At 56.0% G+C, this 15,459-nt stretch carries 16 protein-coding genes; 14 read left to right on the top strand and 2 right to left on the bottom strand.

Going from position 1 to position 15,459, the window contains the following annotated elements:
- The first annotated feature begins 34 nt into the window (after positions 1-34).
- From pabC to ptsG, 6 genes are all read left to right on the top strand, one after another.
- Positions 35-844, top strand: coding sequence for an aminodeoxychorismate lyase (pabC, locus tag UTO39_RS18775; RefSeq protein WP_320727798.1), 810 nt, complete (start codon positions 35-37; stop codon positions 842-844).
- Positions 845-846: 2 nt separating this feature from the next.
- Positions 847-1,869 (top strand): cell division protein YceG, encoded by a 1,023-nt coding sequence (gene yceG, locus UTO39_RS18770; protein ID WP_041910512.1) that lies wholly within the window; start codon positions 847-849, stop codon positions 1,867-1,869.
- Entirely contained in the window at positions 1,859-2,500 is a 642-nt protein-coding gene (gene tmk / locus UTO39_RS18765; protein WP_061098568.1) for a dTMP kinase, read from the top strand. Before yceG ends, tmk begins: the two co-directional genes overlap by 11 nt.
- Complete coding sequence (gene holB / locus UTO39_RS18760) at positions 2,497-3,501, top strand: DNA polymerase III subunit delta' (protein WP_320727797.1); 1,005 nt, start codon at positions 2,497-2,499, stop codon at positions 3,499-3,501. Before tmk ends, holB begins: the two co-directional genes overlap by 4 nt.
- Positions 3,502-3,511: 10 nt before the next feature.
- Positions 3,512-4,306 (top strand): metal-dependent hydrolase, encoded by a 795-nt coding sequence (locus tag UTO39_RS18755; RefSeq protein WP_320727796.1) that lies wholly within the window; start codon positions 3,512-3,514, stop codon positions 4,304-4,306.
- 297 nt (positions 4,307-4,603) lie between these two features.
- Complete coding sequence (gene ptsG, locus UTO39_RS18750; protein WP_028012724.1) at positions 4,604-6,037, top strand: PTS glucose transporter subunit IIBC; 1,434 nt, start codon at positions 4,604-4,606, stop codon at positions 6,035-6,037.
- A 71-nt stretch (positions 6,038-6,108) separates the two neighbouring features.
- Here ptsG and fhuE read toward each other — a convergent pair whose 3' ends face one another.
- Positions 6,109-8,298 (bottom strand): ferric-rhodotorulic acid/ferric-coprogen receptor FhuE, encoded by a 2,190-nt coding sequence (fhuE, locus tag UTO39_RS18745; protein ID WP_320727795.1) that lies wholly within the window; start codon positions 8,296-8,298, stop codon positions 6,109-6,111.
- A 341-nt stretch (positions 8,299-8,639) separates the two neighbouring features.
- On the opposite strand from fhuE, the gene hinT reads away from it, so the two are divergent.
- The 8 genes from hinT (at position 8,640) to UTO39_RS18705 (ending at position 14,727) form a co-directional block, all read left to right on the top strand.
- Positions 8,640-8,999, top strand: coding sequence for a purine nucleoside phosphoramidase (hinT, locus tag UTO39_RS18740; RefSeq protein ID WP_006809243.1), 360 nt, complete (start codon positions 8,640-8,642; stop codon positions 8,997-8,999).
- A gap of 1 nt (position 9,000) precedes the next feature.
- Positions 9,001-9,375, top strand: a complete 375-nt coding sequence (locus UTO39_RS18735; RefSeq protein WP_061098564.1) for a YcfL family protein — start codon at positions 9,001-9,003, stop codon at positions 9,373-9,375.
- Between the two features lie 13 nt (positions 9,376-9,388).
- The gene (gene lpoB, locus UTO39_RS18730) at positions 9,389-10,033 is read left to right on the top strand and encodes a penicillin-binding protein activator LpoB (RefSeq protein WP_151413267.1); all 645 of its coding nucleotides are present in this window, start codon (positions 9,389-9,391) and stop codon (positions 10,031-10,033) included.
- Positions 10,014-10,838 carry a thiamine kinase gene (gene thiK / locus UTO39_RS18725; RefSeq protein WP_320727794.1) on the top strand — a complete coding sequence of 275 codons (825 nt, stop codon included), beginning with the start codon at positions 10,014-10,016 and terminating at the stop codon, positions 10,836-10,838. The genes lpoB and thiK overlap by 20 nt, the downstream gene beginning before the upstream one ends.
- An 11-nt stretch (positions 10,839-10,849) precedes the next feature.
- Positions 10,850-11,875, top strand: coding sequence for a beta-N-acetylhexosaminidase (gene nagZ / locus UTO39_RS18720; RefSeq protein ID WP_061099685.1), 1,026 nt, complete (start codon positions 10,850-10,852; stop codon positions 11,873-11,875).
- A 34-nt stretch (positions 11,876-11,909) separates the two neighbouring features.
- Positions 11,910-12,452 (top strand): alpha/beta hydrolase YcfP, encoded by a 543-nt coding sequence (gene ycfP / locus UTO39_RS18715; protein WP_047650880.1) that lies wholly within the window; start codon positions 11,910-11,912, stop codon positions 12,450-12,452.
- Positions 12,453-12,689: 237 nt separating this feature from the next.
- Complete coding sequence (locus UTO39_RS18710) at positions 12,690-13,994, top strand: NAD(P)/FAD-dependent oxidoreductase (protein WP_320727793.1); 1,305 nt, start codon at positions 12,690-12,692, stop codon at positions 13,992-13,994.
- 193 nt (positions 13,995-14,187) lie between these two features.
- Complete coding sequence (locus UTO39_RS18705) at positions 14,188-14,727, top strand: glycine zipper 2TM domain-containing protein (RefSeq protein ID WP_028012731.1); 540 nt, start codon at positions 14,188-14,190, stop codon at positions 14,725-14,727.
- A 59-nt stretch (positions 14,728-14,786) separates the two neighbouring features.
- Here the strand turns inward: UTO39_RS18705 and comR are convergent, their stop codons facing one another.
- On the bottom strand, positions 14,787-15,422 hold the full coding sequence (gene comR / locus UTO39_RS18700) for a TetR family copper-responsive transcriptional repressor ComR (RefSeq protein ID WP_061098561.1): 636 nt from the start codon (positions 15,420-15,422) through the stop codon (positions 14,787-14,789).
- Positions 15,423-15,459: the final 37 nt, after the last annotated feature.

Genomic DNA, 15,459 nt, shown 5'->3' with positions numbered 1-15,459 from the left:
TGCCAGACTGAGCCTCCACGCATAAGGAGACACCATGTTTCTCATTAATGGCCTTGAGCAAGAAACGCTGCCGGCAAGCGACAGGGCAATCCAGTTTGGCGACGGCTGTTTCACCACTGCGCGTATTCTTGACGGTGAGGTGTGCCTGCTTGACGCCCACATCCGTCGTTTACAAAAAGCCTGCGAGAAATTGCTGATTCCCTTCATGCAGTGGGACATTCTCGAGCGCGAGATGCGTCGTCTGGCGTCAGGTAATACAAACGGCGTATTAAAAGTTATTCTCAGCCGCGGCAGCGGCGGGCGAGGGTACAGCGGTGCCGCCTGTCAGCATCCCACGCGTATTCTTTCTGTTTCAGCGTATCCTGCTCTCTATGCGCGCTGGCGTGAGGAGGGGGTGACGCTGACGCTGAGCCCGGTACGGCTGGGGCGAAACCCAATGCTCGCCGGAATAAAACATCTTAATCGCCTTGAACAGGTGCTTATTCGTACTCATCTTGAACAGACGGGCGCCGATGAGGCGCTAGTCCTTGACAGCGAAGGGTTCATTACGGAATGCTGTGCGGCTAATTTATTCTGGCGGAAGGGCCGTGAGATATTCACCCCTTCGCTGGAGCAGGCTGGGGTTAACGGCATCATGCGTCAGTTTTGTTTGCAGCAGCTGGCACATGCAGGCTTTCGCGTTGTCGAAGTAAACGCGAAGGAAGAGGCGCTGCTGTCCGCCGATGAAGTTGTCATCTGCAATGCGCTGATGCCTGTTATACCCGTCCGGGCGTATGGTCAACAACGCTGGTCTTCGCGCGAGCTGTTTACGTTTTTAGCCCCGATATGTGAGCAAATCAGATAGTCATGAAGAAAATGTTGCGCTTTGTCCTTCTCCTGATCGTTGCGCTGGGTATCGCCGGCGGAGCGGGAGTATGGAAAGTTCGCCAGCTGGCGGACAGTAAAATCCTGATTAAAGACGAGACGATTTTTACCCTGAAAGCAGGTACCGGGCGGATGGCGCTCGGCGAGCAGCTATACGGGGATAAAATCATCAACCGTCCACGCGTGTTCCAGTGGTTATTGCGTATCGAGCCTGAACTGTCTCACTTCAAGGCTGGTACCTATCGCTTTACGCCCGGCATGACCGTCAGAGAGATGCTGCAACTGCTGGAAAGCGGTAAAGAGGCACAGTTCCCGCTGCGTTTTGTCGAAGGGATGCGCCTGAGCGATTACCTCAAACAATTGCGTGATGCGCCTTACATTAAGCACACGCTCAAAGATGACCGCTATGAGACGGTCGCCGAGGTGCTGAAATTTGAACATCCTGAGTGGGTGGAAGGCTGGTTCTGGCCAGACACCTGGATGTATACGGCGGGCACGACCGATGTGGCGATTCTTAAACGCGCACACAAAAAGATGGTCGAAGCAGTTGATTCCGCCTGGGAAGGGCGCATGGACGGGCTGCCTTATCAAGATCAAAACCAGTTTGTGACAATGGCCTCGATCATCGAGAAAGAGACGGCCGTGGCGGCCGAGCGCGACCGGGTCGCGTCGGTATTTATCAACCGCCTGCGCATCGGCATGCGTCTGCAAACCGACCCGACCGTCATCTACGGCATGGGCGAGAGCTATGCCGGCAAGATCTCCAGAAAAGATCTGGAAACGCCAACGGCGTATAATACCTACGTGATTAACGGCTTACCGCCGGGCCCGATAGCCACGCCGAGCGAGGCTTCGCTCAAAGCCGCCGCGCACCCGGCCAAAACACCGTATCTCTATTTTGTGGCTGACGGAAAAGGCGGGCATACCTTTAACACCAACCTTGCCAGCCACAATCGCTCTGTTCAGGACTATCTGAAGGCACTTAAGGAAAAAAATGCGCAGTAAATACATTGTCATTGAGGGACTCGAAGGGGCGGGTAAAACCACCGCCCGCAACGTGGTGGTGGATACGCTGAAATCGCTTGGCGTCGCTGACATGGTGTTTACTCGCGAGCCGGGCGGTACGCAGCTGGCGGAGAAACTGCGCAGCCTGGTGCTGGACATTAAATCCGTTGGCGATGAAGTTATCACTGACAAAGCCGAAGTACTGATGTTCTACGCGGCCCGCGTGCAGCTGGTTGAGACCGTGATTAAACCTGCGCTGGCCGAAGGCAAGTGGGTGATCGGCGACCGTCACGATCTGTCGACTCAGGCCTATCAGGGCGGGGGACGCGGTATTGACCAGGCGATGCTGGCAACCCTTCGCGATGCCGTGCTGGGGGATTTTCGCCCGGACCTGACCCTCTATCTGGACGTGACCCCGGAAGTGGGCCTCAGGCGCGCGCGCGCGCGCGGTGAACTGGACCGCATTGAGCAAGAGTCTTTCGATTTCTTTAACCGCACGCGCGCGCGCTATCTTGAACTGGCCGCACAGGACAGCGCAATTCGTACCATTGATGCCACGCAATCTCTGGACGACGTCACGCGCGACATTCAACAGACCGTTACGCAGTGGCTACAGGAGCAGCAGGCATGAAATGGTATCCATGGCTGCGCCCGCACTTTGAACAGCTGATCGCCAGCTATCAGGCCGGTCGGGGGCATCATGCGTTACTGATACAGGCGCTGCCGGGAATGGGGGATGATGCGTTGATCTACGCCATCACTCGTTTCCTGATGTGCCAGCAGCCGGAAGGGCATAAAAGCTGCGGTAAATGCCGCGGCTGCCAGCTGATGCAGGCGGGCACGCATCCTGACTACTACACGCTTGAGCCTGAGAAGGGCAAAAGCGCGCTCGGTATTGATGCCGTTCGTGAAGTCAGCGAGAAACTGTATGAACATGCGCGACTGGGCGGGGCCAAAGTCGTCTGGCTCAACGACGCTGCGCTGCTTACCGAGGCGGCGGCGAACGCGCTGCTTAAAACCCTGGAAGAGCCGCCGGAAAAGACGTGGTTCTTCCTCTCATGCCGGGATCCGGGTCGATTGCTGGCGACGCTGCGGAGCCGTTGCCGTCTTCATCATCTCGCGGTGCCCCAGGAATCGTGGGCGTTGAGCTGGCTGGAACGCGAGGTGACAACGTCACAGGAAAGTGCGCTGTCTGCGCTGCGCCTCAGCAGCGGCGCACCCGCGGCGGCGCTGGCATTACTGCAGCCTGACGTCTGGTCGCAGCGAGAAACGCTCTGCCGGGCCGTTGAGGCTTCACTTAACACCCAGGACTGGCTGGGTTTACTGCCTGCGCTGAATAGCGAACGAGCCGTTGAGCGTCTGCACTGGCTGGCCGCCTTATTGCTCGATGCGCTAAAAATCCAGCAAGGGGCTACGCTGCTGACTAACCCGGACGCGTGGCCCCTGGTCAACATGCTGGCGAGCCGCCTTACAGGCGCGTCTCTGCACGCTATCCTTCATGATATTTGCGAGAGCCGCGAACAGCTTTTAACCGTGACGGGTCTTAATCGCGAGCTTTTGCTGACGGACCAGTTACTGCGTATTGAACACTACCTGCAACCAGGCGTTACGCCGCCTGTTTCCCATCTCTGAGAGAGACATTATGTTTTTAGTCGACTCACACTGCCATCTTGATGGCCTGGATTATCAATCCCTGCACAACGACGTGGATGACGTGCTGGCGAAAGCCGCTGCCCGCGATGTGAAATTTTGTCTTGCGGTGGCGACGACGCTGCCGGGGTATCGCTCAATGCGTGAGCTGGTGGGCGTTCGCGATAACGTGGTGTTCTCCTGCGGCGTTCATCCGCTGAACCAGGATGAAGAGTATGACGTAGAAGAGCTGCGCCGACTGGCAGCAGAAGAGGGCGTCGTGGCGATGGGTGAAACCGGGCTGGACTATTTTTACACGCCGGAAACGAAAGCGCGCCAGCAGGCGTCTTTCCGCAACCATATCCGCATCGGCCGCGAACTGAATAAACCGGTCATCGTGCATACCCGCGATGCGCGCGCCGACACGCTGGCGATCCTCCGGGAAGAAAACGTGACGGATTGCGGTGGCGTACTACACTGTTTCACAGAAGACAGAGAAACGGCGGGTGAACTGCTTGATTTGGGGTTTTATATTTCGTTTTCCGGGATCGTGACGTTCCGTAACGCTGAGCAGCTCCGTGATGCTGCGCGCTATGTCCCGCTCGATCGCATTCTGGTGGAAACAGACTCTCCGTATCTGGCGCCGGTACCGCATCGCGGTAAAGAGAACCAGCCGGCCATGACGCGAGACGTTGCGGAGTACATGGCCGTGCTTAAAGGCGTCAGTATCGAAGAACTGGCCCGCGTCACGACGCAAAACTTCTCTGCGCTGTTCCATATCGACCCCGCCCGCCTGCAATCCGTCTGATAAGCCTGTTTTTTTTAGGCTCGTAATTAATAAGTAAAACGAGTAAAGTTCACCGCCTCATTTGGGGCGGTGACGGCGTTCTTAGAAACATCCAGACATGATTTTTGTAAATTACTGAAAGTTTTTCGACCGTCTTAAGCTGAAACGTGATAGCCGTCAAACAAACTCAGAGGGAATTATTTTACTCTGTGTAATAAATAAAGGGCGCTTAGATGTCCTGTCCACGGCACGGTACTCCCCCCGGGCCAATGCGTGAAAGCGTAAAAAAAGCACAAATACTCAGGAGCACTCTCAATTATGTTTAAGAATGCATTTGCTAACCTGCAAAAGGTCGGTAAATCGCTGATGCTGCCAGTATCCGTACTGCCTATCGCAGGTATCCTGCTGGGTGTCGGTTCTGCTAACTTCAGCTGGCTGCCAGCCGTAGTTTCCCATGTGATGGCTGAAGCAGGCGGTTCCGTCTTTGCTAACATGCCTCTGATCTTCGCTATCGGTGTGGCGCTGGGCTTCACCAATAACGACGGCGTTTCTGCGCTGGCTGCAGTGGTTGCTTACGGCATCATGGTGAAAACCATGGCCGTGGTTGCGCCGCTGGTTCTGCATTTACCGGCAGAAGAGATTGCCGCGAAACACCTGGCAGATACCGGTGTTCTGGGCGGGATCATCTCCGGTGCGATTGCAGCGTATATGTTCAACCGCTTCTATCGCATCAAGCTGCCTGAGTATCTGGGCTTCTTCGCGGGCAAGCGTTTTGTTCCGATCATCTCTGGTCTGGCCGCGATTTTCACTGGCGTGATCCTGTCCTTCATCTGGCCACCAATCGGTTCCGCTATCCAGACCTTCTCTCAGTGGGCTGCTTACCAGAACCCGGTTGTCGCGTTCGGTATCTACGGCTTCATCGAGCGTTGCCTGGTACCATTCGGTCTGCACCACATCTGGAACGTTCCATTCCAGATGCAGATTGGTGAATTCACCAACGCAGCAGGCCAGGTGTTCCACGGCGATATCCCACGTTATATGGCGGGTGACCCAACTGCAGGTAAACTGTCTGGTGGCTTCCTGTTCAAAATGTACGGTCTGCCGGCTGCTGCGATTGCAATCTGGCACTCTGCTAAGCCAGAAAACCGTGCAAAAGTGGGCGGTATCATGATCTCCGCAGCGCTGACCTCGTTCCTGACCGGTATCACCGAGCCGATCGAGTTCTCCTTCATGTTCGTTGCGCCGATCCTGTACATCATCCACGCTGTACTGGCTGGCCTGGCGTTCCCAATCTGTATCCTGCTGGGTATGCGTGACGGTACGTCCTTCTCTCACGGTCTGATCGACTTCATCGTTCTGTCCGGTAACAGCAGCAAGCTGTGGCTGTTCCCAATCGTGGGTGCGTGCTACGCCGTTGTTTACTACACCATCTTCCGCGTGCTGATCAAAGCACTGGACCTGAAAACTCCGGGTCGTGAAGATGCAACTGAAGACAGCAAAGCAGGCGCGACAAGCGAAATGGCTCCGGCACTGGTTGCTGCGTTCGGCGGTAAAGAGAACATCACTAACCTGGACGCGTGCATCACTCGTCTGCGTGTGAGCGTTGCCGACGTTGCGAAAGTGGACCAGCCGGGTCTGAAAAAACTGGGTGCAGCGGGCGTGGTTGTTGCAGGTTCGGGCGTTCAGGCAATCTTCGGTACCAAATCCGATAACCTGAAAACCGAAATGGATGAGTACATCCGCAACAGCTAAGCTGTGACCTGGGGAGACTAAGGCAGCCGAATGGCTGCCTTTTTTATTGCTGTGGTTTGTCGTGCCAACACTCAGAAGTCGTAGCTCGCGCTCACCGAGACGTTCAGCGGCGCGCCATAAACCACGTAAGAGCCGACGTAATCGTAATACTCTTTGTCGAACAGGTTGTTAACGTTCGCCTGAACAGCAAAATCTTTGGTGACCTGATAGCGGCTGAACAGGTTAACCAGCCCGTAGCTGCCTTGCTCTGCGCGGGATTGTCCCGCCGGGCCGCCGTCCACATCCGTCCACACTTTGTTCTGCCAGTTTACGCCACCGCCCACCGTCAGCGCCGGCAGCATTGGCAGTTGATAACGGGTAAACAGCTTCATCGTCGTGCGCGGCTGATCGGAACTGACAGCGTTGCCGTTCTTATCTTCTGCAATGTAGCGGGTCGCGCCGAACGTCAGCTGCCAGTTATCGGTCAGGGCGCCGTTTAGCTCGAACTCAATCCCTTTGCTGACCACGCCGTCCAGCGATTCATAAATCGACTCACCGCTCGGCATGTAGGTATAAGTGTTGCTCGCCACGTTATCCTGTTCAATGCGGAAAATCGCCAGCGAGGTGGTCAGACGGGTATTGAACCAGTCTGCCTTTACGCCGGCTTCGTAGCTTTTGCCCGTGGTTGGATCGAGATAGCGTCCGCTGGCGTCACGCTTGTCCTGCGGCTGGAAGATGGAGGTATAGCTGACGTAGGTCGACCAGTCTTCGTTGATATCGTAGACCAGGCCCGCGTAAGGCGTTACGTCATCTTTGGTGCTTTCCAGCCGGGTGTCAGGGGAGCCCGCCGGGTTATAGCGAATGTTGTAGTTGGTGTAGCGCGCCCCGAGGATCAGGTGCAGCGGGTCGGCCAGCGAGAAGCGGGCGGAGGTATACGCTGAGGACTGGCGAATGTCGTCCTGGCTGTAGAGCTTCCACGGCGTCCACTGCGGATCGGCGATATTTCCGTTCCAGTTTTTGAAATTCCCCACGTCCACCATGCCGTACAGGGCATCCGGCATTCTGTTGTCATAGTGGTTGCGCTGTCGGCTGAAGCTGCCGCCAAACATCATCTCATGCTGGCGGTCAAAAAGATCGAAGCCGCCGCGCAGGAAGGCATCAACCGCATCCTGTTTGCGTTCACCTCTGTTCCAGCCGCCGTAGCCCACCATGCCCGCCCCGGTCTCTTTATCAGGATAGCCGGACATATACATCAGCTTGCTGTCGAAGTTGGTCTCCGCGTGCATGCCGTTGACGTGTGCTTCCCAGCCGTTGTCGAAACGCTGGGTCAGGTTAGCGAAGATGCGGGTGCTGTCCTTGTCCGAGTAGGCCCAGTCAGGCGCGACGGTCTGGCTGCGATTGTAGTCGGTTTTACTGCCGTCGCTGTACCAGGTCGGCAATCCGCCCCAGGTCGGATCGGCGGTGTGGCTTTCCTGATATTCATAGCCCACAGAGAGGGTGGTGCTGTCGGTGACGTCCGCATCCACCACGCCGTAGAGGAATTTCTTCCGGTAGTGGTAGTTGTCCACGAAGCTGTCGTTATCCTGATAGCCCGTAATCAGGCGTCCCCGTACCTTCCCGGACTCTACCAGCGGTGCCTGGAGATCCAGCACGTAGCGCTGCTTATCCCAGCTGCCGTAGCTGGCCGAGACATTGCCTTTGAATTCATTGCTGTCCGCATGCTTACGCACCATATTGACGTACGCCGCCGGGTTGCCGGTGCCGGACATCAGCCCGGTCGCGCCGCGAACCACTTCGATACGGTCGTAAATCGCGGTATCGGCGGCGGTGTCGCCGAAGTTCCACACCTCGCTGATGGAGGTTGGCAGGTCGTCAAAGGCGTAGTTACTGACGAAAAATCCGCGCGAGTAAAATACGGTACGGTCGCTGTCCTGCACCTGCGCCGTTACGCCAGTCGTGTTGGTTAACACCTGGCCGATAGACTGCAGGTTTTGATCCGCCATGCGCTGTTGGCTAATGACGCTAACGGACTGTGGGATATCGCGTGGCACGAGGAGTAGTTTGGTCCCCGTGGTGGTGGTCTTTACGCTGTAATCCCGATCCTGCCCGCTGGCTGCATCCGGGGCGCTATCGAAACCGCCCTCAACCACAACGGTATCTTCGCCTGTGGCGGCGGCAAAACTCACGGCTGGCATCAATGCCATGGCAATACAGGCTGCCAGCAACGAAGGCGTTGCGACAGGCCGACGTTGCCCATCCCTGGTGTGATGATTGAAAGACATTATCAAACCCTTAATGAACGGTGAATGTGAGCTGCATCAGTCCCGCAGACACGGTCTGAAGTCGTTTTCTATGTTAAAAATGCGCATGAAAATGCAAATGCGAAATATACGCATTGCTATTAATGCTGTAAACAGATGTGTCATGCGAAACTGAAATAATGTTTCAGCCCGTTTAGGCGCGCGAGCGGTCACTCTTCAGTCAGCTGATGAATATTCAGCAAAGAATTCGGGGGAGGAGGTTGAAAGGACAGGAGAAACTCCCTCATACTCTTGAATTGTGTCACACAGTCCTCCAGCGAGTGTGTTAACAGCGGACGCACCTAACAAAAAAGGAAAAGGTCATGGCTGAAGAAACGATTTTCAGTAAAATTATTCGCCGCGAAATCCCGTCGGATATCGTCTATCAGGATGAACTGGTAACGGCTTTCCGGGACATTTCCCCTCAGGCACCGACACACATCCTTATCATTCCCAATATTCTGATTCCGACCGTAAACGACGTAAAAACCGAGCACGAAGTGGCGTTAGGTCGTATGCTGACGGTGGCTGCGAAAATTGCCGAGCAGGAAGGTATAGCGGAAGACGGCTATCGTCTGATCATGAACTGTAATCGTCATGGCGGCCAGGAAGTTTATCATATTCACATGCATCTGCTGGGTGGACGTCCGCTGGGACCGATGCTGGCTCACAAAGGTCTGTAACATGTTTAAAGGGCGTATTGCAGCGCTGGTAATGACGATGATGATTGTGGGGTGCAGCACGCGTCCGGCGATCCCCGTCAGCGATGAACAGACGCTGGTAATGGAATCCTCCGTGCTGGCTGCGGGCATCACGGCGCAACAGCCCGCGCTGACCATCAGTGAAATTAAATCTTCTGCCTCCTCTACGCTCTTTAACGAAAGAAATGAACCGGTGACGGTCCACTACCGTTTCTTCTGGTATGACGTAAGAGGTCTTGAGATGCACCCGCTGGAGGCGCCGCGCAGCGTCACTCTTCCGGCAAGGTCGTCGGTAACGCTCTATGACAGCGCCAGCTATCTGGGTGCGCATAAGGTGAGACTTTATCTTTATCTCTAAGGGGTGAACCTTGATTAAAAATATGAGCCGTTATGCGCTCGTGACCGCATTCGCGCTGTTCCTCGCAGGGTGTGTGACCCGTACAGAACAGCCAGCACCTGTGGAAGAGGCAAAGCCGGGTACCGAGCAGCCGACACCACCAACGCAGACCCAGCCAACCGTGCCGTCTGTACCGTCTATTCCGGCACAGCCTGGCCCGATAGAGCATCAGGACCAGACGTCACAGCCTGCGCCGCGCGTGCGCCATTACGACTGGAACGGTGCGATGCAGCCGATGGTCGGTAAAATGCTGCAGGCTCAGGGAGTGACGGCAGGCAGCGTACTGCTGGTCGATAGCGTGAATAACCGTACCAACGGTTCGCTGAACGCGGGCGAAGCGACAGAAACGCTGCGCAACGCGCTGGCAAACAACGGTAAGTTTACGCTGGTCTCTGCTCAGCAGCTCGCGTTAGCCAAACAGCAGCTGGGGCTGTCGCCGCAGGATAGCCTCGGCACCCGCAGCAAGGCGATTGGCATTGCCCGCAACGTTGGCGCCCAGTATGTGCTGTACTCTAACGCGACCGGTAACGTGAATACCCCAGCCCTGCAGATGCAGCTGATGCTGGTTCAGACAGGCGAAATTATCTGGTCAGGTAAAGGTGCGGTTACGCAACAATGACACCGCGCGTGAAGAGATTCTGACGCGTTATTTTCCACAGTACCGCCTTATCGCGCCGCAGGCCCACTCCGGGCTTAGCGGCGCGAGTTGCATTATAGCGCAGGGCGCGCACCGTCTGGTCTTGCGGCAGAACCACGATCCCTTCGCCCCGGCTTTCCAGTTTCGCCGTCAGTTTCGCGCTCTCAAACGTCTTCCAGCGGATCTCGTGCCTGAACCCCTTTTTTTCAAACAGGGCTGGATGGCCGTTGACTATCTGGAGGGGGAGGTGAAAAGCGCGCTGCCGGACACCCCAGCGCTTGCGGCGATGCTGTATCATCTGCACCAGCAACAGCGTCTGGGGTGGCGAATCGCCTTACTTCCGCTGCTGGAAAACTACTGGCAACAAGCCTCTCCAGCAAGACGTACCCCGCTGTGGCTTGCGCATCTCAAACGGCTGCGTAAAGCGGGCGAGCCGCAACCGATTCGGCTCTCGCCGTTACATATGGATGTGCACGCCGGGAACATCGTGCATACGCCACAGGGAGCCAGGCTTATCGACTGGGAATATGCCGGAGACGGCGATGTGGCGCTGGAGCTGGCCGCGGTCTGGACGGACAGTGAAGCCGCGCGGCAGAAACTCATCAGAGAGTATGCCAGAGTGGCGCACGTTGACGCCGATGCGCTGGCCCGCCAGGTGAGGCGCTGGCGGCCCTGGGTCATCATGCTGATGGCGGGCTGGTTTGAGATGCGTTTGCAGCAGTCCAGAGATAAACAATTTATTGCGCTGGCAGACGATGCCTGGCGCCAGTTACAAACTAAAGGATAAGAGAGGTGAGTGTGGGTCCAGTCATGTTGGATGTAGAAGGGTTTGAGCTGGATGCGGAGGAGCGTGAAATTCTGGCCCATCCGCTGGTGGGCGGCCTGATCCTGTTTACCCGCAACTATCACGATCCGGCGCAGCTGCGGGAACTGGTGCGCCAGATCCGCGCCGCGTCGCGCAATCATCTGGTGGTGGCCGTCGATCAGGAGGGGGGCCGCGTGCAGCGTTTTCGCGACGGTTTTACCCGCCTGCCGGCAGCCCAGTCTTTTGCCGCGCTGCTCGGCACGGAAGAGGGTGGGATACTGGCGCAGGAAGCCGGCTGGCTGATGGCCAGCGAAATGATCGCCATGGATATCGATATCAGCTTTGCTCCGGTACTGGACGTGGGCCACATCAGCGCCGCGATTGGCGAGCGCTCATACCATGAAGATCCGCGTATTGCGCTGGCAATGGCGACCCGGTTTATCGACGGGATGCACGAGGCGGGAATGAAAACCACCGGGAAACACTTCCCGGGCCACGGGGCGGTGACGGCGGATTCCCATAAAGAGACGCCGCGCGACCCGCGTCCGGAAGCGGAAATTCGCGCCAAAGATATGTCGGTGTTCCGCTCGCTTATCACCGATAACAAGCTGGACGCCATTATGCCCGCGCACGTGATTTACAGCGACGTCGATCCGCGTCCTGCCAGCGGCTCCCCGCACTGGCTGAAAACCGTTCTGCGCCAGGAGCTGGGCTTCAACGGCGTCATTTTCTCCGACGATTTGTCGATGGAAGGGGCGGCAATTATGGGCAGCTACGCGGAACGCGGCCAGGCCTCGCTGGACGCAGGTTGCGATATGATCCTGGTCTGCAATAATCGTAAAGGTGCCGTTAGCGTGTTGGATAACCTGTCACCGATCAATGCAGAGCGTGTTACGCATTTGTATCATAAAGGTTCATTTAGCCGTCAGGAGCTGATGGATTCGGCGCGCTGGAAGTCGGTCAACGCCCGGCTTGAAGACCTGAATGAGCGCTGGCAGGCACATAAAGCCAGCCTGTAAACCCTCCCGGAAGGCGTAGCGTGGTGAGAAGACGATGATCATCTATTTACACGGTTTTGACTCAAACAGTCCTGGTAATCATGAGAAGGTGCTGCAGCTGCAGTTTATCGATCCCGATGTACGGCTGATTAGCTACAGTACGCGCCATCCGAAGCATGATATGCAGCATCTGCTCAAAGAGGTAGACAAGATGCTGCAGCTTAACGTCGACGATCGCCCGTTGATTTGCGGCGTGGGGCTGGGCGGCTACTGGGCGGAGCGGATTGGCTTCCTGTGCGACATCCGCCAGGTGGTCTTCAATCCTAACCTTTTCCCGAATGAGAACATGGAAGGCAAAATTGATCGCCCGGAAGAGTATGTCGATATTGCGACCAAGTGCGTGAGCAACTTCCGTGAGAAAAACCGCGATCGCTGTCTGGCGATCCTCTCGCGTAATGATGAGGCCCTCAACAGCCACCGGGCCGCAGAGCTGCTGCATCACTATTACGAGATCGTCTGGGACGAAGAGCAAACCCACAAGTTTAAGAACATCTCCCCGCATCTCCAGCGCATCAAGGCCTTTAAAACGCTGGGCTAAACCGCAGCCAGCCACTTCAGGAACCCGGTCGTGAACGCGCACCGGGTTTCTTTTTGTCCAGAATTGTCTACTTTTAAGCCATCAAAACTTGATGCATATCAATTTTGGTATGACCAATGCGCCTGACGTGATATTCTCAATGCACCTGAATGGTTTCAGTGCTGTAACCTGTTGTTAATTAAGGGTTATTTTTATAACTTTTAATTAACAATTGGTTAATAATTTGAGGGGGTCACGTTGACTACGCCATTGAAAAAGATAGTGATTGTAGGCGGTGGTGCCGGCGGGCTGGAGCTGGCCACACAGTTGGGCAAGAAGCTGGGGCGCGGTAAAAAAGCCAAAATCACGCTGGTGGATCGTAACCACAGCCACCTGTGGAAGCCGCTGCTGCACGAAGTGGCGACCGGCTCACTGGATGAGGGCGTGGACGCGCTGAGCTATCTCGCGCACGCGCGCAACCATCATTTCCAGTTCCAGCTGGGCTCGGTGGTGGACATCAACCGTGAAAGCAAAACCATTACCCTGGCCGAGCTGCGTGATGAAAAAGGCGAGCTGCTGGTCCCCGAGCGCAAGCTGGCGTATGACACGCTGGTAATGGCGCTGGGCAGCACCTCTAACGATTTCAACACGCCGGGCGTGAAAGAGCACTGTATCTTCCTCGATAACCCACACCAGGCGCGTCGTTTCCATCAGGAAATGCTGAACCTGTTCCTGAAGTACACCAGCAATCTGGGTGCGAATGGCAAGGTTAACATTGCCATTGTCGGCGGCGGCGCGACGGGCGTTGAGCTGTCCGCGGAGCTGCACAATGCGGTGAAACAGCTGCACAGCTACGGCTACAAAGGGTTAACCAACGAAGCGCTGAACGTGACGCTGGTTGAAGCGGGTGACCGCATTCTGCCTGCGCTGCCTCCGCGCATTTCCGGCGCAGCGCACAATGAACTGACTAAACTGGGCGTGCGCGTACTGACGCAGACCATGGTGACCAGCGCTGACGAAGGTGGTCTGCACACCAAAGACGGCGAGTACATTAAAGCGGATCTGATGGTCTGGGCGGCAGGTATCAAAGCGCCTGACTTTATGAAAGATATCGGCGGTCTGGAGACGAACCGCATTAACCAGCTGGTAACGGAGCCAACGCTGCAAACCACGCGTGACCCTGAAATCTTCGCTATTGGTGACTGTGCCTCCTGCGCGCGTCCTGAAGGGGGCTTCGTACCGCCGCGCGCTCAGGCCGCTCACCAGATGGCAAGCCTGGTGCTGCACAACATCCTGGCGCAGTACAAAGGCAAGCCAATGAAGGCGTATGTCTATAAAGACCATGGTTCGCTGGTATCGCTGTCAAACTTCTCTACCGTCGGTAGCCTGATGGGTAACCTGATGCGCGGCTCGATGATGGTGGAAGGGCGCATTGCACGCTTTGTGTATATCTCCCTTTACCGTATGCACCAGATCGCGCTGCACGGCTACTTTAAAACGGGCCTGATGATGCTGGTGGGCAGAATTAACCGCGTCATTCGTCCACGTCTGAAGCTGCACTAATCTTTCACTCCCTCCGGGCCCTCCGGAGGGATTTTTTAGCATATCATGCTGCTCGTCGTGGATTAGGTGCTTAAGAGTTCTCCTAAACACGATATATCTCTCCCCGATGCCCGCTTTTTGATCCTTTGTCTTATTGGCGAAGCCGCGCCTCCATTGCAGAATTGTTACCAATAGCAACAAAGGAGGAAGTCCCGTGAATAAATCAATGTTGGCGGGTATAGGGATCGGCGTCGCAGCTGCGTTAGGTGTGGCTGCTGTTGCCAGTCTCAACGTTTTAGATCGCGGCCCGCAGTATGCGCAGGTGGTTTCCGCAACGCCTATTAAAGAAACCGTAAAAACCCCTCGTCAGGAGTGCCGTAACGTCTCCGTAACCCACCGTCGTCCGGTACAGGATGAAAACCGTATTGCCGGCTCTGTTCTCGGTGCGGTAGCGGGTGGGGTGATTGGTCACCAGTTTGGCGGTGGCCGGGGTAAAGATGTCGCGACCGTAGTCGGCGCGCTGGGTGGCGGCTATGCCGGTAACCAGGTGCAGGGCGCGATGCAGGATAATGATACCTACACCACGACCCAGCAGCGCTGTAAAACCGTCTATGACAAGTCGGAAAAAATGCTGGGTTATGACGTGACCTACAAGATTGGCGATCAGCAGGGCAAAATCCGTATGGATAAAGACCCGGGCACCCAAATTCCACTGGACGGAAATGGCCAGCTGGTACTGAATAACAAAGCGTAAAAAAGATGTTCTCTGAACTTAGCTCCTCAAGCGCTCAGGCTGAGGAGCTTTTTTTTGCGTCAGATTTTGAGCAGTTCTGGCCACAGGCGCAGCGTAGTGTCGGAAATGTTCTGCAGTTTTTCGAGCGTCGCCCCTTCACGGGCGCTGATCGACATTCCCTGCAAAATACAGCTCAGGTACTGCGCCAGCATCTGAGGCTGGCAGTGCGCGGGAATTTCACCGCGCTGCTGGCGCTGAGCCAGAAATGCGCTGAGCGTCTCCTCCTGCATCGCATGACGCGATTTCACCGTATTGGCGATCTCTTTCGATGCTGCCGCCAGGGTGGCAGAGGTGTTAATCATAAAGCAGCCCGCGGGCGTCTCTTTACTGGTGAAACAGGTGGCAACGGCGGTGAAATAATCCCGTAGCGCCTGTTCCACGCTTTTCTCTTCACAAAATAGCTGGGCTTCGTGTTTCGCTGCAAAGCGCGAAATGTACCTGTCCAGCACCGCCCTGAACAGCCCCTCTTTATTGGTAAATTCAGCATAAAGCGTCGGCGCTTTGGCTCCGGTAGCTTCTACCAGATCGGAAAGCGAGGTCGCTTCATACCCATGTTGCCAGAAGAGAGTCATGGCCTTATCAAGCGCTGCATCCCTGTCAAACACTTTTGGTCGGCCACGGCTTTTCTTCGCACAACTCGTGACGTCGGTTGTCATTTGCCGTTGGTCCTCTGTTGGTTTGTTGAATGACCAT

Source organism: Enterobacter sp. 118C5, from assembly GCF_034107645.1.
Lineage (GTDB): Bacteria > Pseudomonadota > Gammaproteobacteria > Enterobacterales > Enterobacteriaceae > Enterobacter > Enterobacter nematophilus.
Note: the sequence above shows the minus strand (reverse complement) of the source record. Positions and strands in the feature narration are given on the sequence as shown.

Excerpts from the sequence above, each read along its gene's own strand:
- pabC (WP_320727798.1), top strand. The coding sequence starts at position 35 with ATGTTTCTCATTAATGGCCTTGAGCAAGAAACGCTGCCGGCAAGCGAC.
- hinT (WP_006809243.1), top strand. The coding sequence starts at position 8,640 with ATGGCTGAAGAAACGATTTTCAGTAAAATTATTCGCCGCGAAATCCCG.
- ycfP (WP_047650880.1), top strand. The coding sequence starts at position 11,910 with ATGATCATCTATTTACACGGTTTTGACTCAAACAGTCCTGGTAATCAT.
- UTO39_RS18755 (WP_320727796.1), top strand. The coding sequence starts at position 3,512 with ATGTTTTTAGTCGACTCACACTGCCATCTTGATGGCCTGGATTATCAA.
- ptsG (WP_028012724.1), top strand. The coding sequence starts at position 4,604 with ATGTTTAAGAATGCATTTGCTAACCTGCAAAAGGTCGGTAAATCGCTG.
- holB (WP_320727797.1), top strand. The coding sequence starts at position 2,497 with ATGAAATGGTATCCATGGCTGCGCCCGCACTTTGAACAGCTGATCGCC.
- fhuE (WP_320727795.1), bottom strand. The coding sequence starts at position 8,298 with ATGTCTTTCAATCATCACACCAGGGATGGGCAACGTCGGCCTGTCGCA.
- tmk (WP_061098568.1), top strand. The coding sequence starts at position 1,859 with ATGCGCAGTAAATACATTGTCATTGAGGGACTCGAAGGGGCGGGTAAA.
- yceG (WP_041910512.1), top strand. The coding sequence starts at position 847 with ATGAAGAAAATGTTGCGCTTTGTCCTTCTCCTGATCGTTGCGCTGGGT.
- UTO39_RS18735 (WP_061098564.1), top strand. The coding sequence starts at position 9,001 with ATGTTTAAAGGGCGTATTGCAGCGCTGGTAATGACGATGATGATTGTG.
- comR (WP_061098561.1), bottom strand. The coding sequence starts at position 15,422 with ATGACAACCGACGTCACGAGTTGTGCGAAGAAAAGCCGTGGCCGACCA.